This is a genomic window from Tateyamaria algicola, assembly GCF_047715485.1.
In the GTDB taxonomy this organism is placed as follows: domain Bacteria; phylum Pseudomonadota; class Alphaproteobacteria; order Rhodobacterales; family Rhodobacteraceae; genus Tateyamaria.
This window is the reverse complement of sequence record NZ_CP180420.1, coordinates 83,058-105,490: the sequence shown is the minus strand read 5'-3', so window position 1 is coordinate 105,490 and position 22,433 is coordinate 83,058. Positions and strand designations below refer to the sequence as shown.

17 protein-coding genes are annotated in these 22,433 nt (G+C 56.0%); 7 read left to right on the top strand and 10 right to left on the bottom strand.

Annotated elements, in window-relative coordinates; translation table 11 throughout:
* On the top strand, positions 1-870 hold the full coding sequence (locus tag ACMHLQ_RS01240; protein WP_415400986.1) for a LysR family transcriptional regulator: 870 nt from the start codon (positions 1-3) through the stop codon (positions 868-870).
* A 157-nt stretch (positions 871-1,027) separates the two neighbouring features.
* On the opposite strand, the gene ACMHLQ_RS01235 is transcribed toward ACMHLQ_RS01240, so the two are convergent.
* Positions 1,028-1,345 carry a hypothetical protein gene (locus tag ACMHLQ_RS01235; protein ID WP_415400984.1) on the bottom strand — a complete coding sequence of 106 codons (318 nt, stop codon included), beginning with the start codon at positions 1,343-1,345 and terminating at the stop codon, positions 1,028-1,030.
* Between the two features lie 272 nt (positions 1,346-1,617).
* Between ACMHLQ_RS01235 and ACMHLQ_RS01230 the strand changes: the two genes are divergently transcribed.
* Both ACMHLQ_RS01230 and ACMHLQ_RS01225 read left to right on the top strand, forming a co-directional pair.
* Positions 1,618-2,880 (top strand): glycosyltransferase, encoded by a 1,263-nt coding sequence (locus ACMHLQ_RS01230; RefSeq protein WP_415400983.1) that lies wholly within the window; start codon positions 1,618-1,620, stop codon positions 2,878-2,880.
* Between the two features lie 588 nt (positions 2,881-3,468).
* A complete protein-coding gene (locus tag ACMHLQ_RS01225; RefSeq protein ID WP_415400982.1) occupies positions 3,469-4,389 on the top strand; it encodes a LysR family transcriptional regulator in 921 nt (306 codons plus the stop codon).
* Between the two features lie 12 nt (positions 4,390-4,401).
* Here ACMHLQ_RS01225 and ACMHLQ_RS01220 read toward each other — a convergent pair whose 3' ends face one another.
* The 5 genes from ACMHLQ_RS01220 to ACMHLQ_RS01200 form a co-directional block, all read right to left on the bottom strand.
* Positions 4,402-5,772: an HlyD family type I secretion periplasmic adaptor subunit gene (locus tag ACMHLQ_RS01220; RefSeq protein ID WP_415400981.1), complete on the bottom strand. Its 1,371-nt coding sequence runs from the start codon at positions 5,770-5,772 to the stop codon at positions 4,402-4,404.
* Positions 5,769-7,517 (bottom strand): type I secretion system permease/ATPase, encoded by a 1,749-nt coding sequence (locus ACMHLQ_RS01215; RefSeq protein WP_415400980.1) that lies wholly within the window; start codon positions 7,515-7,517, stop codon positions 5,769-5,771. The genes ACMHLQ_RS01220 and ACMHLQ_RS01215 overlap by 4 nt, the downstream gene beginning before the upstream one ends.
* A gap of 63 nt (positions 7,518-7,580) precedes the next feature.
* The gene (locus tag ACMHLQ_RS01210; protein ID WP_415400979.1) at positions 7,581-11,291 is read right to left on the bottom strand and encodes a beta strand repeat-containing protein; all 3,711 of its coding nucleotides are present in this window, start codon (positions 11,289-11,291) and stop codon (positions 7,581-7,583) included.
* Between the two features lie 1,055 nt (positions 11,292-12,346).
* Positions 12,347-12,820, bottom strand: coding sequence for an anthrone oxygenase family protein (locus tag ACMHLQ_RS01205; protein ID WP_415400978.1), 474 nt, complete (start codon positions 12,818-12,820; stop codon positions 12,347-12,349).
* A gap of 42 nt (positions 12,821-12,862) precedes the next feature.
* Positions 12,863-13,504 carry an NAD(P)-dependent oxidoreductase gene (locus ACMHLQ_RS01200; RefSeq protein ID WP_415401008.1) on the bottom strand — a complete coding sequence of 214 codons (642 nt, stop codon included), beginning with the start codon at positions 13,502-13,504 and terminating at the stop codon, positions 12,863-12,865.
* Positions 13,505-13,682: 178 nt separating this feature from the next.
* Between ACMHLQ_RS01200 and ACMHLQ_RS01195 the strand changes: the two genes are divergently transcribed.
* The 3 genes from ACMHLQ_RS01195 (at position 13,683) to ACMHLQ_RS01185 (ending at position 15,526) form a co-directional block, all read left to right on the top strand.
* Positions 13,683-14,438, top strand: a complete 756-nt coding sequence (locus tag ACMHLQ_RS01195) for an antibiotic biosynthesis monooxygenase (RefSeq protein ID WP_415400977.1) — start codon at positions 13,683-13,685, stop codon at positions 14,436-14,438.
* An 11-nt stretch (positions 14,439-14,449) separates the two neighbouring features.
* Entirely contained in the window at positions 14,450-14,995 is a 546-nt protein-coding gene (locus ACMHLQ_RS01190; protein WP_415400976.1) for a cytochrome b, read from the top strand.
* Between the two features lie 93 nt (positions 14,996-15,088).
* Positions 15,089-15,526, top strand: coding sequence for a MarR family winged helix-turn-helix transcriptional regulator (locus ACMHLQ_RS01185; protein WP_415400975.1), 438 nt, complete (start codon positions 15,089-15,091; stop codon positions 15,524-15,526).
* A gap of 238 nt (positions 15,527-15,764) precedes the next feature.
* On the opposite strand, the gene ACMHLQ_RS01180 is transcribed toward ACMHLQ_RS01185, so the two are convergent.
* The 3 genes from ACMHLQ_RS01180 to ACMHLQ_RS01170 form a co-directional block, all read right to left on the bottom strand.
* Complete coding sequence (locus tag ACMHLQ_RS01180) at positions 15,765-17,186, bottom strand: S8 family serine peptidase (RefSeq protein WP_415400974.1); 1,422 nt, start codon at positions 17,184-17,186, stop codon at positions 15,765-15,767.
* A gap of 2 nt (positions 17,187-17,188) precedes the next feature.
* Complete coding sequence (locus ACMHLQ_RS01175; protein ID WP_415400972.1) at positions 17,189-17,935, bottom strand: hypothetical protein; 747 nt, start codon at positions 17,933-17,935, stop codon at positions 17,189-17,191.
* Between the two features lie 1,406 nt (positions 17,936-19,341).
* Positions 19,342-20,268: an AraC family transcriptional regulator gene (locus ACMHLQ_RS01170; RefSeq protein WP_415400970.1), complete on the bottom strand. Its 927-nt coding sequence runs from the start codon at positions 20,266-20,268 to the stop codon at positions 19,342-19,344.
* 184 nt (positions 20,269-20,452) lie between these two features.
* Here ACMHLQ_RS01170 and ACMHLQ_RS01165 point away from each other — a divergent pair, with 184 nt between their 5' ends.
* Positions 20,453-21,355, top strand: coding sequence for an SDR family oxidoreductase (locus tag ACMHLQ_RS01165; protein ID WP_415400968.1), 903 nt, complete (start codon positions 20,453-20,455; stop codon positions 21,353-21,355).
* A gap of 90 nt (positions 21,356-21,445) precedes the next feature.
* Here the strand turns inward: ACMHLQ_RS01165 and ACMHLQ_RS01160 are convergent, their stop codons facing one another.
* Positions 21,446-22,342, bottom strand: a complete 897-nt coding sequence (locus ACMHLQ_RS01160) for a LysR substrate-binding domain-containing protein (RefSeq protein WP_415400966.1) — start codon at positions 22,340-22,342, stop codon at positions 21,446-21,448.
* Between the last annotated feature and the right edge of the window lie 91 nt (positions 22,343-22,433).

The following is a 22,433-nucleotide window of genomic DNA, read 5'->3' as shown; positions in this document are numbered from 1 at the left end:
ATGGACAAATGGTCAGAGCTGCGCACGGTGTACCATGTTGCGAAATTGGGTACGGTCAGCAAAGCAGCCGAAGCACTGGATATGCATCGCGCAACCGTCAATCGTCATATTGATATGATTGAAAGCGACATTGGTGGGCGGGTTTTTATTCGCCACGCCCGTGGATACACACTGACGGAGCTTGGGCAGGAGGTTCTTCAGGTCGCGGAAAGAACGACCGAAATGCTCGACAACCTCACTGGCCGAGTCAACGGTGCCAATGCGCTTATCGACGGGGAAGTCCTGCTGACGCTTGTTCCGCAAATGTCGGTGTTGGTCGTCGATGGGGTGGCACAGTTCCGTGCGCAAAATCCGAAGTGCCGCGTCACGATTCACGGGACATACGACCTTGTAAAGCTGGAATACGGCGAGGCACATGTTGCCTTGCGCGCAGGCCCAAAGCCGGACTACCCGGACTATGTTGTGCGGCATTTCAAGGATTTGCGGTTCAGTCTTTATGGTCATGACAGCTACCTTAGGAGACATGGAGCTGCTGCGGGCCCGGAGGATCTAGATCGTCACATGTTCATTCTTCCGCCCCGTGATCTGACGTATATCCCTTTCCAGGGATGGATCGACGACAATGTGAGGCAAGATCAGATCGCGGTCATTGCCAACAGCCCACCGTTCCATTTTCAAGCCGTTCAGAAAGGTATTGGCCTCGGATTTCTCCCCGATTTCGAAGTTGAAAATGACCCTGCGTTTAACGCGGTTCTGACAAACAAAGATGATTGGTTTATCCCGCTGTGGCTCGTCACTCACGTCGATGTGCACCGAACAGATAAAATTCAGTCCTTCTTGCAAGCTCTGACAGATCAAGACAACCATTGACACTGCCATTAGGATTGCAAAATTTGCCTCAAATTTCACAACAGGTCTGCTTGGCCGATTGTTTTTGCCAAACGAGCCGGCTCGTCGACGCACGCTTCTGTATCCGAACCCGTAGCTTGCGACTGACAGAGTTAAGTTTTGTATGTCACGAGCACGGTCAAAACACCCAGATTGCCAGCGCAGGCTGCAGCGCCGCGATGAAAGCGCTGCACTTGCGAAGTGATGCTGTTTGAGTGACGGTAAGCGTCCAATGATGACCTTGTCCCGCAACCTGTAACTTCGACACTTGATTCAGGCTGCGAGCCGCACCAAGGGCCATTTTTCTCGCTGCGCGACGGCATGATTGTTTTCGCTCATGCTGCATCTTTTGTGCTGCGCGCGGGCGCAGCGAGAAAAGGCAATGACCGCCTTGGGCTCTCTGCCGCCATCGGAGGCGTCGCAGCATTCCCAACCAATACACCAATTTGCCGATCATGGACGGCCCATTGCGGTCACTCGACTATGGGCCTTGATGCTGCGGTCGCAGCCCGCATTGCGGTCATTCGCTGCAAGGGCAAATTCGGGACCGGACCTAACTCACGGTCTGCGGACTCGAGCGACATATTCTTAGCTCTTGTCAATGCGCCATGTCGGCCTGCACAGCGTTCCTGGGATTTCATATTCTAGAACTTCATCTGAGCTGGAAGCCTTCAACACCTTGTGCCAAAACGATTATTGGAAGTTTTTTCGAGTAGGAACCGCTCCAATATGCGCGCTATTTTTTCATCATACGGCTCTTTGGGTGACATCCACCCCTTTCTAGCGATTGCCAAGAGCCTGCGCACGCACGGTGTGGAATGTGTGTTCATTACAAACATTAGCAACGCTGAGGCAGTCAAAAGGGCTGGATTTGAAGCGCATGGTATCGCTACGGATGTCTCTGTTTTATTTGAAAGGGCTGGGTTGCCTGGTGAAGCAGCCATCGAAGCCACACATGAAGATGTGAGAGTGTTCTGGCGATTGTGCATGCCTGAATTTTCAGGGTATCTGCAAGACGTCGACGACATTGTCGGCGACGCTTCGGTAATCATCAGTCCACCTTGGGCTTTCAACGTCCAATCTATTGCCGAAAAGAGAGGCATCCCGTTTGTCGGAACACATTTGTGGCCATTGGGGTTTCTGAGCGCATATGACCCTCCAGTGCTGCGCGATTTGCCGGGCCTCATAAAGCAACCGTCCTCAAAGGTAGCAGTTGCTTGGAACTCATTTGTCGTATTTTGTGCGAAGAAAGCAATGAAGCCTTTGTTTTCAAAGTACTTGAACCCACCGAGGCTGGCCTATGGGCTGGGCAAGGTGTCGCGACCACCAGTTCTCGATTTCCTCGTGGAGCCTGAGTTAGTTTTGGGCCTTTTTTCAGAGCATTTCGCGCCGCGGACACCAGATATGCCAGAGAAGTCAGACCTGACCGGTTTTCCGACGATGCAAAATTCTGCACCTAAATATGATGCGGAGTTGGACGCCTTTATGGACAAAGAACCGATTGTTTTCACGCTCGGCAGTATTCTGTCAAAAAATCCAGGGACTTTTTACACGACTTCCGTTGCAGCGGCGCAAAGCCTTGGTATCAACGCTTTGATATTGACAGATAACCCAAGCCTCATACCTCAAACGCCAGGTGTCTTGGTGCGCGGCTATGTCCCGCATTCTGAAGTCTTTCCCCGAGCACGTGTTATTGTTCATCACGGAGGTATTGGAACGACCGCCCAAGCGCTTCGGTCAGGTAAACCGCAGCTCGTGGTGCCTCATTTTGGAGACCAACCTGACAATGGAGCCCGGGTTGAAAAGCTTGGACTTGGGCGCGTCTTGCCGTCAACGGATTATTCCACAACGCGCGCAGTAGCTATTTTGTCCGAAATTGTGTCCTCTCAAAGCCAAAAGGACCGCGCGTTGTACTTTAAGTCAAAAATCGACAGCGAAAACGGTGCAGACCATGCGGCAGATATCATTTTCAAAATGATAACAACTGGTTGAGTAGTTCACGACCGTAGTCATGAATTCGACCAAAGAGCTTTTTGCTTTCAGTTTTGCAAAGTCCACGTTGCACCGTTGGTCAGAACTCTGCTGATACAACGAATGTTAGCAACATGGGCTGCAAACCAAGTGTTCTTTGAAACTAAGCAAGGACCGGCCCAGGCCATCTTCTATGGAGCAAAGGTCGGCTTTCTGACCTTCCTTGCCGTACGGGCGAAGTGCAGCATTTAGGAGGTGTGGGCTCTCTGCCGCCATCGGAGGCGTCGCAGCATTCCCAACCAATACACCAATTTGCCGATCATGGACGGCCCAATCCTGCCATTCAACCAATGGAGCGGTTTCTGCGGCTGCAGTCTGCAATGCCGACATTCAAAATTGAGGCGTCAGGTATCTTAACCCCGAAAAACTGTGCCATTGCTTGGCTGGCAAAGGAGGAATGATGGATGGTGCGGAAGCGGTATTCGGATGAAGGTGCTATACGCTGCCGTGTGCGGTATCCCATCAACATTCGGACTGCGCCTGCGGATGGTTCTTTCTATCGCAAGATTGGTCCTTTACAAGAAAACCGCACGGATATTGCGGAGAGCAATGAACTTACGAGATTTGGAATACGTCGCTGCAGTTGCGCAGTGCGGCAGCTTCAGCGTAGCTGCGGAGTATTGCAACGTCTCACAGCCCGCCCTGTCAAACCAGATCAAGAAGCTCGAAAAAGAGCTGGGCACCGATCTATTCCTTCGCCTCAGCGGCGAGGTAAGGCCAACGGCCTGCGGTCAACGTATCGTCAAGATTGCCGAAGAGATGCTGATCAGTGCGCAACGGATCAGAGACACGGCAACCGAGTTTCGGGACCCCGAAGCGGTGCCCTTTAACATCGGCCTAACGCCGACGCTGGCCCCATATCTGACGGACTACTTCTCAAACCTGTTTAGTGTCCTCTTTCCACGAATGCGGGTTACCATGATCGAAGACCTGCCGCAGAACATGTTGAAGATGGTCGAGGATCACAGCCTGGACGTCGCTTTGGTGGCGAAACTCAATCACAATCCAACGCTCGAGTTCACGTCGATCTGGGAAGAACCTTTGTATTTGGCGGTTAATGAGCACCACCCCCTTGCGCCCCTGCGATCCATCCGGCCTGAAGACGTGCCGGTACATGACTTTATTCGTGTCCCGCACTCGTTCGGATACGAACTTGAAGACCGGTTGCCAACGCCTAATCAGGCATCACGCGGTTCCAAAAGGTTTGACCTGACTGCGCTGCGTTTTGAAACCATCTGCCGGCATATCTGTCATTCAGATGATTGCACGATTGTCTCTGCCCTCGCCGCCGAGCAGTTCCGCGAGGACAATTGGCCTTTGTCTTTTATTCCATTCGAGGCCCCCGGGAACCTTCGCAATCTCGGCGTTGCGTCGCGATTGAACTGTCCCAGGAAGCCGCTATTGGCAAAGATCGGGACCTATATCCAAGAGAACCCTCCCAAAGGCGTCACACCAACATTTGTAGCGTGACGCGTCTTTTTCCTACTCGATAAAGGTGCGCGCCAACCGGTCGCTCAGCGGTTGGGTCAGGTAGCTGAGCGCCGTTCGTTCGCCCGTGTTCACGAACAGGTCGGCGGGCATACCCGGCACCAGATCCAGTGTGGCCACCTCTTGGGATTGGACGTCATCCAGTTTGACACGCGCGGTGTAGTAGTAGTCTCCGGTGCGCTCGTCTTCGAGGCTGTCGGCAGAGATGTCGACGATGCGGCCCTCTGCCTCGGGCACATCGGCCTGATCAAAGGCAGACAGACGCACGCGCGTGGACTGACCGACATAGAGCTTTTCGATGTCGGCGGTATTCACCCGCGCCTCGACAACCAGCGGTTGGTCAATCGGCACGATGTCCAGAATGGGTGCGCCCGGACGGACAACGCCGCCTGTGGTAAACACCGTCATCTCGACCACCCGACCGCTGACGGGCGCAGTGATCGCCACACGCTTCAGCCGTTCCGAGGCCCCGATAAACTGCGGCTTGAGCGTTGCAAGTGACGCGTCGATCTGCGCCAGTTCGGTCGAGGCTGCCTCGTCCCGCAAGGTGCGTGCGCCGATGCTGGCCAGTTGCAGTTCGCTGATCTGGTTGCGGGCCTGTGCCTCTTGGGTCAAGAGGGCCGCTTCCACACCGATCAGGCGCTCCACCTCGACCCGGCGCGCATTCACCCGGACCGCTGCAACAAGGCCCTTGTCCAGCAAGGTTTGCAGGTTGCCCAGCTCCTGGCGTGTGATGTCCAGCTGCCGGGTGTTGGAGGCGCGTTGCGATTGCAGGCCGCTCACTTGGTCCTCAAGATTGGCGATGCGTTGTGCTGTCAGCGCCTCTTCGGCATCGCGTGACCGGCGTTCTGCATCGAATAGCAGCTTCTGGGTGGTGAATGCCGTGGCCCATGTTGCGGGGTCCAGTTCGACACGCATCATCTGCGCAACGGACACTTGATCAAATGTATCGGCTTCCTGCAGCTGAGCCATCAGCCGCGCACGGCGCACTGATAGATCGCTGAGCTGGCTTTCGATCACGTCCAGATCGACGCCCAGATCTGTGCTGTCCAGCTCCAGTAGGGTCTGGCCCGCTTCGACCAGATCGCCGTTGCTGACAAGAATGTTGCTGACGATGCCGCCATCCAGATGCTCGACCGTCTTGCGGTTGCCTTCGACCACAAAACTCGCTTGGGCCACAACCGCGCCATCCAGCTTTGACGCCGTTGCCCAATAGGCGGCACCGCCAAGGAAACTGATGACGGCCAACAGCCCAAAGATCACAAACCCGGTGATGCCAGCGCCAGAGGCTTTGGGTTGAACGCGGTTGTAGTCTTCAAGGCGCAGAACGCCGGTTTTGTGGGCGGGTGTGAGTGCGGTTGTCATTGTGTTGCTCCTTTCACGGCAGGCTCTTGTGGGCGGCGGGCGGCCAGTTGTGCGGCAGCCGTCTGGGCGACGGGTGTTCCTTGCTGACGCGGACGCAGGATGTCTTCCTTATCGCCAAAGCCCGTTTGCGTTCCTTTGTTGAGTGTCAGAACCTTGTTGACGGCTTCCAACGTGCTGGGGCGATGAGTCATCACGAAGGTGATGGCCCCGCGTGCGCTGGCGCCACGAATGGCGTTGCGCAGTGCCGCCTCGCCCTGGGCGTCCAAATCGGAGTTCGGCTCATCCAGAACCAGAATGAACGGATCATGGTAGAGCGCACGCGCGAGTGCGATCCGTTGGCGCTGCCCACCTGACAGATGGAAGCCGTCGCCGATCTCTGTCGCATAGCCATCGGGCAGGCTGCTGATCAGACCATGCACATCGGCAGCGACGGCTGCGGCCAGCACCTTGCTGTCGTCGATCGACGTTGAAAACCGCGCAATGTTTTCGCGAATGGTCCCATCGAACAGATGCACATCCTGCGGCAAATAGCCCACCAACTGTCCCAGCTCTTCGGGATCCCATTTGGCCATGGGCGTGCCATCAAGGCGAATGGCGCCGCGTTGCGGGGTCCAGATCCCGGCCAGCATCTTTGCCAACGTCGACTTGCCGGACCCGCTGTGACCGATCACGGCCAAAACATCGCCAGCCGACAGGGCAAACTCGATCCCGCCGATGGTGGCGTTTTGCGCCAAGGGCGGGCCCGCCTGCGCGATGGCTGCGTTCAGCGAGATTTGCGGACGCGGCAGTGCTAGCCGCTTGGGCGGCTCGGGGTAGGTTTCGGACAGGGCGCGCAGCGTCTTGTACGAACCACGTGCAGCCAGGAAGGTGCGCCACTGACCGATCAGCTGATCGATAGGCGCAAGCGCACGGGCCAGCACGATGGTGGCGGCAATCATCACACCGGCAGTAGCCTGACCGCTGACGGCAAGGGCGGCGCCCAAACCTAACATGCCCGATTGCAGGGCCATGCGGGTCGTCTTGGACATCACCGAAAAACTGGCCAGCCGGTCAGACACGCGCGACTTCAGGTGATGCGCATTGTGTTGCAGAGCTGTCCAACGCCGGGCGAGATCACCAGTCATACCCATTGCGTGGACAAGCTCTGCGTTCTGTTCACTGGAGGTGAACAAACTGTCGGACCTGGCGCGCGCTTGGGCAGCGTCTTGCATCACATCGGCGGAGCGCGCGTTGTTGATCAGGGCCATGAGTGTCAGGAACAGCGCACCAGCAAGACCAAGCGCGCCAAGATAGGGGTGCAGGACATAGAGCACACCAAGATAAAGTGGGATCCACGGTGCATCGAAAAATGCGACCAGCGTCGGGCCCGAAATGAAGTCGCGCATACCGTTCACATCGGCTGCGGGGGTGTCGCCACTGGCCTTGCCTTGAACCCGGCGGCGGATCGAAGCCTGGAGGATCGGTGCGCCAATCTCCAGCTCAAACCGCGCGCCAAGGCGGTTGAGGATACGCATACGGATCAGGTCCAGAAGACCGGTGACCAGGAAAACACCGCCCAGCAGGATGCTGAGCGCAATGAGAGTGTCCATGTTCTGGCTGGTCAGCACGCGATCATAGACTTGCAACATGTAGAGGGGGCCGGCCAACATCAGCAGGTTCAGGATCATGCTGAAGAAGCTGATGGCGACAAAGCCACTGCGCAGCTTGCCCCAGGCGGATTTGACGGTGGATTTTTTCTGAAACATTTGGGTGATCTCTTTTCAGCGTGAAAAGGTGGCGACATGTGCCGCCACCTCGGTGTGTTTTGATCAGGCGATGAAGTCGTCGTCGGAGAAGTCGCCGCTGTTGACCCCTTCGAGGCGCACGGAGGCGTCCGAAGAGAAGGTCAGCAGGGCGTCGTCGCCGTCTTGCGACACAACGAGGCTCTCGGCGAAGTCCGGGCCGAAGTCGGAGAAGTCCAACCGGTCCACGCCAACTTCAAAGTCGCCGACCGTGTCGTTGCCGAACAACCCTTCGAAGGTGAAGGTGTCGGAGCCTTCGCCGCCGAGCAGCAGGTCGTCGCCTTGACCACCGTTCAGCAGGTCATCACCGTCTTCACCAGACAGGGTGTTGTCGGCATTGGACCCGATGATGACGTCGCCATCGTCCGACCCGATTACGTTCTCGATCGAGCTGAGGATGTCGATTTCGACCACTTCGTCGATGACATCCAGACCGGACACACCCGTGGCCGCATCTGCGTCAATGGTTGCACCAGCGTCCACCAGCGTGTCCTGCGCAATGGGACCGTTGATCCCGGCAGGCGCATTGTGCAGGTGGATGGCCGACACGACGCCCGGCACCGGGGTTTGCAGGTCTGCTTCGTTCAGGCCCGTCACGGTCAGTTCCGACGAATAGACAACCTGGCCGGTGGCTTCATCGACCGAGATGGTCAGTGTCGCCGTGCCTGTCGCTTCGCTGTCGGAGGTCGGTCCGGGTTCTTGGCTTGCGTCGAGTGTCGCCGCAAGTTCGATGACACGCGTATGCCCGTCACCTTCATCGCTGAGGACTTCGAACTGGCCACGGATTTCACCGCCGGGGAAGTCCGAAGTGTGGATGTTGTAGTACAGGTTCCCGGCAAGGGCTTCTGCTACAAATCCGGCCGCGTCGTTAATGTTTTGGGTGGGCTGCAAGGATGCAGCGACCGCAACATTTTCGACAGACACCGTGAACCCGGTTTCGCGGGTGGCGGTTCCGTTTCCGTTGGCCCCAAGGTTCACGGTCACAGCGACGTCCTGATCAGAGAAGTCCGCCGTGTCGATGCCTTCGCCGCCTTCGATGAAGTCGTTGCCAAGACCGCCGACAATCACGTTGTCGCCTTGTCCGGCAATCAGAACGTCATCGCCTGCGCCACCGTCGAGAACACCGTTGATTTGACCAAGGTCGACAACAATGTCTTCTCCGGCACCCAAGAGCACGTTGCCGTTCACCACACCGTCATCGTCGTTGACGAAGGTCACATCGCCCGCTTCGGTTGCGTCGATGGCGTTGACCGTACCGGTGATTTCACCTTCGTTCAGGATCGCACCCAGCAGGTTCAGGCCACCGTCGATGCGGATACCCGCTGCGGCGTCGCTGTCTTCGGACCCGGCGATGAGGCCTTCGTTCTGCACCAGACCGGCAAAGTTCGCGTCTTCCTGGTTGCTGAAAAGGCGCAGGCCGTCACCGACAATGTTGCCTTCGACCGCGTCGCCGCGACCTTGCAGGATACCTTCGTTAAAGATGGCGGCTGACACAACATCACCGTCCACGTCGCCGGTTTGCAGCGATACGGCGGAACCGTTGTTGTCCAGTCCGGCATCTACAACACCGGTGTTGGTGAAGGTGTAGTTGTCAGCCGTACCGTCGGCATAGACTGTGCCATTACGCTGATCGCCGGTGCCGAGGATCGTGCCAGAGTTCACAACTTCCAGACCTTCACCATCGATGTTGACCGCGCGGCTGTCAGACGACACCACACCAGAGTTCACAAAGGACCCGCCCGTGTGATCACCCGTGCCGAAGTAGACACCGTTTTGCACACCGGAGATCGTCCCCGAGTTGCTCAACTCACCTTTGAAGTCGATGCCATTCACGACACGCACACCAGCAACGGTACCGTTGGCACCTTCAGAGCTGACGACACCGGAGTTGTTGATGATGGCATCGGTTACGCCGACATTGCCAACGTTGCCGATCCGGATGCCGTCGCCCGCCAGCGGTGTGCCCGCAGCTGCGTTTCCACGGCCTTGGATCGTGCCGGAGTTGTCGAGCGTGAAGCTGTTCACTCCGTCTGCAGCACCACCAATCTCGGCACCGAACCCGGAGCCTTGGTTGCCAGCACCTGCATCGATGGAGCCGCTGTTGACGACAGAAAAGTCATCTGCAGTACCATCGGCATAGGCAGTACCGTTGCGCTGGTCACCTGTACCCAGGATCGAACCCGCGTTTTCAACGCTCAGGCCCGTGCCATCGATGTTCAGTGCACGGCTGTCCGAGGACACAACGCCGCCTGCTTCGTTCACGAATGAACCGCCAGTGTGGTCACCTGTCCCGAAGTAGACACCGTTTTGAACACCAGCGATCAAGCCTGAGTTGGACAGCTCACCCTGGAAGTTCACACCATTGACGACACGAACACCTGCGACCGTTCCGTTGGCACTTTCAGACAAGATCTCGCCCGAGTTGGTGATGGTGGCGTCGGTCGTGCCGGTGTTGCCAACATTGCCAATCCGCACGCCGTCGCCTGCCGGGTTGTTGCCCGCCGGCGCATTGCCACGGCCCTGAATGATCCCGTCATTGTCCAGTGTGAAGGTGTTGGCGCCATCCGCAGCACCACCAATCTCGGCTCCAAAGCCAGAGCCCTGGTTGCCGTCACCGGCATCGATTGTTCCGCTTGCGAGGTTGCGCACGCTGAAATCATCCGCCGTACCATCGGCGTAGACAGTGCCGTTGCGTTGGTCACCCGTCCCCAGAATGTCGCCCGCGTTAATCAGATCAACGCCGGTCCCATCGATGTTCACCGCACGGCTGCCCGATTGGATCGTCCCGAAGTTCAGAACGTCAAGGTCATGCTCGGCGTCGCCGATATACAGCCCATTACGCACCCCTTCGATCACACCTGTGGATGTGTTCAGGATACGTCCTTCGGCTGCGGCGCCATCAGCGATACGGATACCCGCCGCCGTGCCGTTGTTGCTTTCGGATGAGACCAGGCCCGAGTTCACGATGTCCGTTTCAGACACTGTGCCCTCTGCACCGTTGTTGATGCGGATGCCGTCGCCCGCGCCGCCGGTGTTCGAGGCCGCTTGGCCGCGTCCTTGAATGGTGGCACCAAAGCCGTTGAAGACGGAGTTCGACACCACGTCGCCTGCTTCGTCGCCGACCTGGAACGAAATGCCGGCGCCGTCATTGCCCTCACCTGCGTCGATGGTGCCGCCCGTGAAGTTCGAGATGCTGACATCTTCTGCTGTCGCGTTGGTGTAGATGGTACCGTTGCGCTGGTTGTCGGTGCCGACAATGTCGCCAAAGTTGCGAACGCTGATACCTTCGCCTTCGACCTCGACCGCGCGGCTGTCGGACGAAATAACACCGCCGCGGAAGTTGTCGAGCGTGCCCGAGCTGTTTGGACCGCTGAATTCAACCCCATTCAACTCGCCCGCAATACTGCCAAAATTGCGAATGTCGGCGCTGGAGCCGTCGGTCACTTCGATGCCTGTCGCGTCTGGGCCATTAGCCTCGATGCTGCCTGTGCGGAAGTTAAAGACCTGCACATCCTCGGCCTCGACCGAAACGGCGGACGGTGCGCCATTGGTTTCGACCTCGCCAAAGTTCAGAAACCGGGAAAGGTCGTTGTTCAGGACGAAAGCAGGGGTGTTATCGACAACGGTACTTTGGAAGAAGCCGTTGGTCAGTGTCTGTCCGTCGCGAACAGTTTCCTGGGCCAGAGACGAGGTCGTCAGCAATCTGGCGCGCAGGCTTGCAAGTATTTCGGAAAGCATGGGTGATCTCCGCTTGAGATTTGGTTGCTGCGGAGATCAGACCGAGACTGTGGCCTCTCCGCTGTTCAACCAAGTGCGGATGCGTGGGTGTATTGGAAATTCTTGGTCCGAATACGGTGTATAAGCTCGGGAAATAGTCACGAACTCTGTGAGGCCTGTGAAACTTTTTCCATTTGTACGCAACGCTTTACAACCATTTTCGGTCGAGCTTGCGTTATTCTCTGACGACTTTTCACGAAACTGTTCGCGGAGTTTATCGGAAAAGCCGGAGCCGGGCCTGTCAGAAAATGCAATTCGTGGCGGGCGGCTCGGAACCGACCGTTCATTCCGATTCTGTCAGGAACGCCTCAGAATTCCACTCGCCACCGTTCTCAGATTTTCCTCTACAAGCCGTTCGATTTCCAGTGAACAGTTGCCTTCGAAGAGACTGTTCCAGACGACGGCACAGACATGCGAACCAACCAGTGCCAATGAATCCATGTCGGCCACTTCCCGGCTCAAACTCCCCATTTTCCGCCCTCTTTCGGAGAATGGACTTACCTGTTCCAGTCCCTCCTGACCGACACAAGCGCGGAAAATCTCAATTGTTTGGCGGTGTGGGGTTGGTGCGAAAATTATCAGCTTGATCAGTTTTTCGCTTTTGGTGATGCCTGACACACCGCGATAACGCGAACATCCTGTTAGACAGTCTGCGCCTTGCGCGCAATTTGATGGAGGCTTGGCGCAACGACTTCAACCACAACCGCACACTTTAAGCCTCGCTGGCATGACGCCAACAGCAAATGCTAACCGCTCAAAGCAAGACCAATATCCGAACAGAGCCAACGTAAATTAGTGGACTCTCTGGGAAACAGGTCACGTCCAATGACCGCTTTACCCAATACCAAGTGGATTGTTTGCAATCGCAGCGAACTTCCGCTTTACGCCCGACGTGCGGAAATCCAATGTCTCCTTTGGGCTGCGCGCTGACACAAGAGCCGCGCGCGGCGGATGTCAGCAGCTGAGCCCTTACCTACCAAGATGCTGCGATGTGGCGAAAGGCAGCTAAGTCGAACTCAGGTGTCGGCCCGTTCTCTTGCCAACGCAATCAAAATCACGACTGTTGCAGCAAGCGCAAGATTAGTTCGAACCCAATTCCAAGACGCCCATCTTTCAATCTCCTCGGCAACCTGAGGCAATTCAATGGTCTTTTCAAAGAACCGTGTGTTGGCTTCGCCAAAATAGATAGGCAACAACGCCATAGTCCCAACGGTACAAGCTAGTGCCAAGAGCCACGCTATCTTCTGGGCTCGGTCTTTGCCTCGAATGAGGATCGATACAAATGCTACCAACGAAAAAAGAACAGCGAGACCTCCCAACGGGGCCATGACGAAGCCGAGTGTCAGTCCATAAACTGCGAACCAGTCAACTGCGGCCGCAGGGTTCATCTGCCCCCAACTATCCACGATGACGATGGACGTGACCAACAACCCTGCACTAAAGCCACTAGAAAACAAGAGTGCGAGAAGCTTAGAAATGCGGGTAATCATGGCGACTTCTCCGAATGAGATATGTGCATTGCAATCCGCAATTTATTGGCCAGCGAACATGGGCGTATGATCGGAGAACGGGGCACGCTGCTCCGCGGCATCCACCACTAAACGCGCAACTTCTCCCTTAGTGATTTTGGACCTTAAGCCGTAAGTGACCCCGGCCTTAGCTGTGCCGGTTGGGCCTCCTTCCTTCAGTGTCACCGGTCGGACAGCGAGCCAGTCGAGTCCGCTGTTAGCGTAGAGCTTTTCCATCTTTGCCAGGTCTCCGTGGGAAATGGCAATGTTGCTGCGATTGAAGAAAAGTCGGATCAACCAATTGGTTTGGGCGGCGCTGTCACCGACACCTCCTGAGCTGATGGAAATCACACGTTGAACACCACTCTCTGGCATTGCGCTGCACAATCGTCTGGCGGTCGAAGACATCAAATCAGGCGGAGAGCGGAGCGGCAGAAACGGGTTGCCAGATTTGCTGAGGGTCATTCCAAGGCAAGATATGACTGCCTGATGGCCGGGTAGAATGCGTTCGAGAAAGCCGTTTGCCATGACGTCTTCGCGGAACAATGAGACACCATCAGGTGCAACGTAGGACGAGCTAGGCCTAACGATTGCGGTGACTTGATGGCCTCGTTCCTTTGCGAGCCTGACGACCCATTGGCCGCACCCTCCCGACGCCCCAAGCACTAAGATTTTCAACGTCAGGCCTCCTGCGTGCTACGGTATCATTGTGGGCTTCACCATCTCGCACAGATTTACATAGCGGACTATTGTTGTAAATAGCAGGCTATGTAATAAGGGATCATAGCCTGCTATCAAAACGAAGTTAGAAAGAGAAATGGAGCGTTCCACAATGAAGAGTCTCATGCTGACAGCCGCAACCCTTTGCCTAATGACCACACCAGTCTTTGCTCTTGACCGGGAGTTGGAAGAGCTGAACCGCGTGGTGTTTCAATCCGTAGACCGGAACGGCGACGGCATGCTTTCGCGGCGCGAGGTCGATCTGTATCGCCAGGACGTCATGTTGTCGCAAGACTACGATGGAGATGGAAACATCACTCTCGAAGAGCATCTGCCGTGGGATCAGGGGTGGCAGGCACTCGCGGAGGAGCGCGGCCTCGCAGATGAATACTGGGAAGCTCGCAGGCGCGTCTTCGACGCCTGGGACGTCAATGGCGATGGTGTCTTGAACGAAGCAGAGCAGTCGCTCTCTCAATCCAAGGACTTCTACATCGCGTCGGACCGCAGCAGCATGGCGATAAACTTCGACACGTTCAAATCCGGATTGCGGATCATTGCAGAGATGAACGATGCTGTGAATTCAGAGACAGATGTAACGCTCATCAACGTTTTTGAAGTGCCCCAGGACGCTCTTGATGAAGCCATTGCCATGTGGGCGCGGGGTCGCGATTTTCTGCAAACGCAGCCCGGCTATGTCAGCACAGCGCTTCACAAGTCGATCGCACCTGATGCGAAATTTGCTCTGATCAATGTCGCTATTTGGGAAAGTGTCGAAGACTTTCAAGCGGCAAGTGCGGCCATGCGCTCGAACGACACGCTTCCGCAGATCGAAGGGGTCACATTTACCCCAAGCCTTTACACAATCGTCGCAACAGACTGAGGAGACGTGCCATGAAAAGCACCGCAACACGATACGGCACTGTCGCCGTTACAATACACTGGCTCAGCGCAATCTTCATTCTTGCGTTGATTGGATCGGGGTTTCGTGCCGGATCGCTGGTGGATAGCGCGGCCAAGGCATCTATCCTGACCTTACATGTCCCGCTCGGCATCATCATTTTGTTGCTCACATTGATACGCCTGGCCTGGTGGGTTTTTGCTGATAAGAAACCACCCCATGTCGAAGGTGATCCGGCGTGGCAAACGTTGAGCGCAAAGGCCGTGCATGTCCTCTTTTACATCGTGATCCTAGGCATGGCAGCGAGCGGGATTGGCATGATGGTCCTGTCTGGCGCTGGAAGTGTTTTGTTCGGCGGCGCAGATGTCCCACTCCCCGACTTTGGGGACTTCCTCCCGCGCGTACCGCACGGCATCGGGGCGCGTTTGATGATTGTGCTGCTTGTCCTTCATGTGGTTGCCGCTCTCTATCATCATTTCATCAAGAAAGATGGGTTGCTCTGGCGCATGTGGTACAGCAACAATCGAAATCCGGGATGACTAAAGGCAGGCCAGCGTTCGACCTGACCGTACGTCGAATACTGGCCTGCCCTCTGTTCATAAATACCGTGCTATGCAATTGTGCGCGGCACTATGAGTTTTGATCGAATGTCTTCGCACGGGTACTTGGTGCATCACATCGCGCGGATGTGTTTCGAGCGCCTACGGGTACGCATTGAGCCACTTGGGATCGTACCAGGACAGTTTCCAGCACTCCTCGCTTTGTGGCAACAAGACGGACAGACTCAGCGCGAACTCGTCGAAAAACTCGACGTCGAACAAGCGACGATGGCCAACACTCTCAATCGCATGGAGCGGGATGGGCTTGTTGAACGTCGCGAGCACCCGTCCGACGGCCGTGCTCGGGTCGTCTATCTGACGGAAAAAGCACGAGCGATCCGCGACGATGCCTATGCGGCTGCGATGGAGGTCAATGCGGACACACTTGAGGACTTCACCGAAGAAGAGCGGCTGCAGTATATCGAGTTCATGCAGCGCACGATCCGGACCCTGCGCAAGCCAAGTAATTGAGGATTATCTCAAGACCAGTCATTGGTGCTAGTGCAGCGAATGTCACAAAAGTCCCGCAGACCGTGAGTTAGGTCCGGTCCCGAATTTGCCCTTGCAGCGAATGACCGCAATGCGGGCTGCGACCGCAGCATCAAGGCCCATAGTCGAGTGACCGCAATGGGCCGAGGATTACTTCATGATCCTAAAAAATGTATCTCGAACGAATGTAGTGGCCGGACCTGTGCACACAGACTCGGCGTCAGGTTGAATGCCCAAGAAGGCCTGCCTCATAGCGCAATCGCAACCCTAAGGCACTTGTCATTCCTTCTTTTGCGACAGGATCATCGGGGTTAATCCGTAACGTTTCTGCATAAATCTTCTCCGCAAGATCTAGCTTATCAGTCAGGTCTGCCCCATCTTGCCCGGTTTCCGCCCTCAGCCTCACGTAGCTGAGCGTTATGCTTGCCAGGTTCACGGCAGCTTCGCGGCTGTAGGGCATCAGGTGCGCCGCCCATTCTGTCCAGTCCATCGCTCTTTCCAGCGTTTCGACAGAGGAAACCTGCCGATGGAGAAACAGGGCGCTGTTCAAGACCGTATTGGCGAAGAAAAGCCTCGCTTCGAGGGCCTGACTGGGCGTCAAATCGGTGCGGCCCACGTCCCCGACGCTGGCCCATGCCATGTTGTAAATTCTTTGCAACGGCTTCCACAATTCCTCGGATGCTTCGCGCGTGTGGCCTTGCATTTCCTTTCCAGCTATCTCGTTTTCGTCTTCGATAACCTCTTCCAGTCGCTTGCCGACGGCTGCCACGTCGTTCGGGCGCAGCAGATCCCGGACGGGACGCGGCTCAGCCCGCAGCGCCAACGCACCCACAAAAAGTGGCGCTGCAAAGCTTGATCCAATTGCGCCGGCCGGTTGCAACACAGAAAAGTCGAGGAAGGGACTTTGCGCGAAATTCGGTCCCGCCCAATACGCTTCTTCGTGCCCATCCTGGAAACGGCGATCTTCTGTTTGAAACCCAATGGACAACACGCTCGGCGTTCGCGCCGGACAGGAACCGATGTTTTTCGCGTTGCCACAGGCCGCAACGACAACGGTTTTCTTGCCTTGGCACATCGCCTCAACCTTGTCGCAAAAGCATGGCTCCAGCGGGCATGAACCGGCATGAGGTGGAGCAAGCTCTTCGGACATCATGTGTCCCGCCGCGTCGACGAAATCGAACGCGTTCAGGGCATCTTTTATCGTCGGGTTCAGAGCGCGGCTCATTTCGGTCTCGGAACCAAGGCTCATGCAGATGTAGTCAAAATCCATGTCGAGCGCCATTTTGAGGGCTCTTCGCACGTAGATCGCGTTGACCTCACCATTTTCCATGATTGAAAAATGGTGAAGCTCGCAGGCAGGAGCGACAGTTTTCAACAGCAGTGATACCAAGCTGCCGTGAACATCGGGAGTGTCGGACCCAATGACATGGGTTGTGATGTCCGAAAGCACCGGAATGGTCGTGTCGGGATGCGAGTCGATGACGGCAATCCGCGAACCTTGCCCGTTCAAGCCGTCCTTGTGCGCCCAAGCCACCGCTTTCCAGAACGGGCCCTCCAGCGGCACTTTCCATTTTTGGGAAGCCCGATCGTATTTCCTGAGGAAGGCCTCGTCGTCCTCGGACCCGAACAGCGACAGTCCCATGGCTATGGTTCCTCGCTTTCCAATTCTTCGAACAAATCTACGCGACCGAATCTCGGCTCACCGTCGGTTTCACGGTCATCGACACCGAGCCGTTCGATCCGGCCCAATTTGAACCAGCGGGTGCCATAGACCTCAAAGGCGACAGCTGCCATCCTCCCGTCCTCGCTGGGCTCGGGAACATGTGTGATACTGCCAGAGCCATTTGTCTGGGTCAGCGACACGCCCGCATGAGCAAGTCGCCCAAGGCTCAGCACCGTATCCGAGCCGCTCGCTTCAAGTTTCCATTCAGTGCTGTCAGAGACCAGAAGAACCCCGGATGTCGCGCGTTTAACCGTGAATATGACATCAAACTCTTTAGCACCTTTGAACCGTTTCAGTTCTTCAATCACCTTTTGCTTATGCTTGAAGACTTCGTTTTGAGTTCCATCCAATTGCAGCAGGCATCCGCCTTGTCGGTCGAACCCGAAACTGATTTTGCCCTCGGCAATTGGTCCAATATCGCCGTTCGCGCTAACACTGATACCGCTTTTGTAGAAGGATGCGAAGCCCGAGGCGGCTTCTGTCAATCCAAACTCAGTTTTGAAAATCTCGGGCCGTTCGCTCCACTCGCTCACATGCCCCCGCTTTTCAAACTTATTGTTCTTGAATATCCCATAGTCCCCCACCCTCAGCAGCGATGTGAAACGGGTCAGGGGGTAAGACCCGTCATAGTCGAAGTGCTTACGGTAACTGCGCAGAAATTCTCTCATCAAATCGCCCTAATTGACAACGTCGCGCGTGTAGGTTGAATGTATTAATGCTATATATCAAGCCTCTCTTCTCCCACAGTGACAGGCCAGTTTCCTAAAGGTCCGCTATCCAGACTGCTGGTGCAGAAATCAGATCATAAGGCCAATGACCGCTTTGGGTCGGAGATACCTTAAGGTTCTAGGTAATAGATTGAGCATTCTGGGTGCAGCGCCGCTTCAACCCTTGGTTCGCCACCGCAGCAGTCTAACCCGTCTTTTCCCACGAATGTTCCGGGTCGACACGCTGCTGGCAGTAGTTGATGCCACCGGAGACCGTTGCGATTAGGACCTCCGGTCTTTAACTTCGAGTAGGCGCAGCCGTAAATTCTTCTGGTTGACGCATCTGGTTGCGCAGCGTTGTAGTTGTCCTCGCCGACGCGTTGGCATTCTTGGTAGGCCGTCAAGTCTGCATTGTATTCTTCTTGCGCCTTGGAGATGGTAGCAGTGCATTGGGTATTATTTCGATCCGCAACGCAGTTGATTCGCTTGTCGTAACCCTGGCGAGACACCGCCCGATCAAGCGCGGAGCATTGCTCCGTCAGTCGTTGGGATATCCCGTCTTTCCCGCAGTACTGTTTGTAAAAGGCTGGTGTGAAATCTAGCTTTCCGGCTGGAGGGCCACCCCCTCGATACAAAACAGTCATGCAGGAATCCGGTTTGTGCCCAAAGCAAATTCTGCATTCTCTGCCACTAGTGCACTTTTGGGGATCACCTTTAGTTCCCGGCTTGTAAGCGTGTCTTGTTCCGTTGTCCCTTGGATTAAGTACCACATGAGCATCACAGTCCCCAGGACACGAGCGGCCATCATCGTAGATTGTTGGCGTCAGCTCATGCGCATGCGAGGCTTGGGCTGAAAAGAAAACAGCCATCGAAAGTGATAAGAAAAAACGTAGCAATTGTTTCAGCCTCCAGGGAGGTTTGCGCCAGAAGGATTCGATTTCCTAGCTTACTCTAATTACTTTTGGCAGAAGCGCTAAAAAAAATCCTCCGCGTTTGCCATCGAGGGTTGAGGACTTTGCCAGAAGTCAAATGGCAGCTTACACGGTCGGTCCCACAGTACTACTATGCTATGCCGAACGTTCACGTAGCATGAGTTGCCCGCAACTTCAGAACAGGGGGCAAGATCAGCTAGCTTGCCTATTTTTTGGGAAACGAAAGTCTGCTTTGCTGAATCCGGATCGCAGAGAATACTCATCAATGAAGGTCCGGAATGGGCCGTCATCATCGGAGCCAGCCAGACGGGCGATAAGTTTCAGCTTCCGGTCCGAGGTCGGCATTGAGCCCCAATTCTGCAAGTGCTGCAGCTTTCTCGAATGTTCGCAATCCGCCAATCAGCGGACATCCGTTTCAAGACAAAGCCTTGTTGCTTATAGAGTAGGCGGCGATTGAAACTGGTTTGCGAACTGTCTGGGTGGGCTGCCCACGACCCGTTTGAACGCAGCGTTGAAAGCATTCTCAGACTGATACCCGACGCGCTCGGCAACCTTTGAAATCGTATCGCGTGAAGTCATAAGCTGATCGCTCGCTTTCGCCATGCGCAAGTTTGTCAGATAGTCCATTGGGGTCTCTCCCAACACGTCATGAAAGCGCCGTGCAAATACGGACCGGGACATCCCGGCGTGTTCCGCTAGAGCTGTGAGCGTCCACTTGCGTCCGATGTCTGCGTGGATCGCGTCCAACGCTAGACAGAGCTGTGCATCCGCCAGTGCGGCCAGCCAGCCTAAGCAACCATCCTTTGCGATGTGTCGGTGCCGCAGCATCTGCACCAAAAGGGCATGGGACAGATGCTGCGCAATAAGCAACCCTCCGGCACGAGCCGCCGCCACTTCATCCAGAATGCGTTCGACCAAATATTGCAACTGCGCTGCGGCAGCCTCTTCGGCGGGGATCACGATGATCGGGGGCAGCATAAAGACAAAATGCGCCGGTTGGACCTGTGACACAGTAAAACGACAGCTTGCGATCGTTGCATGACCTCCACCATTCACGACAGCAGGTTGCTTGGAAAAAGGCACCGAAAGGAGGTGCTCTAGCGGTTCGGGCACACATGAAGGGTCTGTTGCAATCGAAAACCGTCGACCACTTGGAAGAACAAAGAAGTCGCCTTGCTCGACCAGAACCGGCGTGTCGCTTCCCTCAACGGCCACCCAACACTGCCCCGCTAGCATCGCATTGCACTTCAGCGCCCCGGCCTGATCCGGAAAGGCGACTGCGGATTGGTGGCCCAGGTCGATCAGGCCCGCGAGGTGGCTCTGCGGCTTCAGCATCGAAAGAATGTCAGACAGGGGGTCCATTTGATTTGCTCAGTGGTTCAGCTTTGATTGAGAATACCGAACCGATTATCGCAAAGCAACAAATTGGGACGATTGCGAAGATTTTAGCGATCATCACACATTCAGCGTATCACCAATGCTCGTATATCTGGTCTCACGAGTTTTGGGTTTGACGCCCAACCTAAGTGTAACAAAGGAGATAGCTATGCGTGTATTCGTAACCGGAGCAACAGGTTATGTCGGCTGTGCCGCCGTTCGCGAGTTGCTGGACAACAACCATTCGGCCATTGGGCTTGCACGGTCCGAAGCCTCTGCTGAAGCCCTTAAAAAGGCGGGGGCTGAACCACATCGGGGAAGCCTCGAAGATCTGGCCAGTCTGCGCGAAGGGGCCGCCAAGGCCGACGCCGTGATCCATCTTGGCTTCAATCACGATTTCTCGAAGTTCGCCGAAAACTGCGCCCATGACGCCGAGGTTGTGCGCGCGATTGGTGCGGAACTGGCTGGATCAGACCGGCTTTTTCTCGTGACATCGGGCACTGCAATCCTGTCACCTGGGGCATTCTCGACCGAGACTGACCTCGCTCCCACAGGTGAGATGGCAAACCCCCGCGTGGCGACAGAACATGCGGGCGCAGAAATGGCACGGAAAGGCGTCAAGATTGCCGCCGTACGACTCGCACCCTCTGTTCACGGCGCCGGAGACCACGGTTTTGTGCGCATGCTGGCAGACATCGCGGTACAGAATGGCGAGGCTGCCTATATCGATGAAGGGCAAAACCGCTGGTGTGCCGTGCACCAGCAGGATGCTGCGCGACTATACCGACTGGCACTGGAACGGGGCGAGGGCGGCGTCCACTACCATGCCGTGGCCGAAGAAGCCGTGCCGTTCAAGGACATCGCCGAGGCGCTCGGCCAAAGCCTCAATCTGCCGGTATCACGCAAGTCCGGCGAAGAGGCCCAGACCTACTTCGATTGGTTCCACTTCATGGCCGCCTCCGACACCCCGGCCTCTAGCGCATGGACACGGAAAATCTTGAACTGGAGCCCACCCGAACCGTCTCTGATCGCAGACATCGAAGCGGGTCTATACCGCCCAACTATGGTCTGAGAGGGAATGGCGTGAAACAGGAATACCTCGATTGACCAAATCGCGGACGTTTCGCCAGATGATAGAGCACCGTTGGTATAGGAAGACGCCCTACATGAATCTGTCATCCTGAAACGACCTCACCGCCCAGTCGATAAACACGCGCACACGCGCTGAAAGCTGGCGACTTCGCGGATAGAGAAGCGAGACTGGCACAGACGGAACGTCATGTTTTGCCAGAACCTGACTGAGCCGTCCAAGCCGGAGATCGTCGTCAATATGGAATAGCGGCATCTGCGCCAAGCCAAGACCGAACAAGGTGCACAATCGATAACTCTCTGGGCCGTTGACCGACACTTGGCTGGACGGTCTCAAACTCTTGATTTGGTCTTTCACAAGGAACTCGAGCGGAAGAACCGCGCCCGTAGACATAGGCCAGATACCGACCATTTTGTGGGTCTCCAGATCGCTTAGCTCGGTCGGTTCACCGAATTTCTCCAGATAGTCAGGTGAAGCACAAGTGATCCGTTTTGCCATACCCACTGTTCGCACGATCAGATCGCTGTCGGGCAGCTCGCCCCACCGCACAGCACAATCGACACCTTCCTCGACCAGATCGACCCACCGATCCCTTTCGCTGATGGAGACCTCAATTTCGGGGTATCGGGCCAGGAAATCTGGCAAGCCCGGCATCAGAAAGTGTCTGGCCAGCGTACCCTGGACCTCAATCCGCAGGGGGCCTTTCGGTGGGGCGCCGACGAAGGCACTGTCGGCTTCTTCAACGTCATTCAGTATCGAAAGGCATCGCTGATAGTAGGCTTGCCCGTCGAGGGTCGGGCGCACGACACGCGTCGTACGGTGGAGCAATTGCACCCCAAGTCTTTGCTCCATCTGCTGGATCACTTCGGTGACGGTGGATCGCGGTGTCCCGGTATCGTGGGCGGCGTCGGTGAAGCTGCGGCGTTCGACGATCCGCACAAAAAGCTGCATTGCGTCAAGCCGGTCCATTGCGTCCTCATTATTCGTTTAGAGCGAATAGTCATGTCAGAATACACCCCATTATCCCGCTCTATCAACGGCATATCTGTCGGTCATCGCC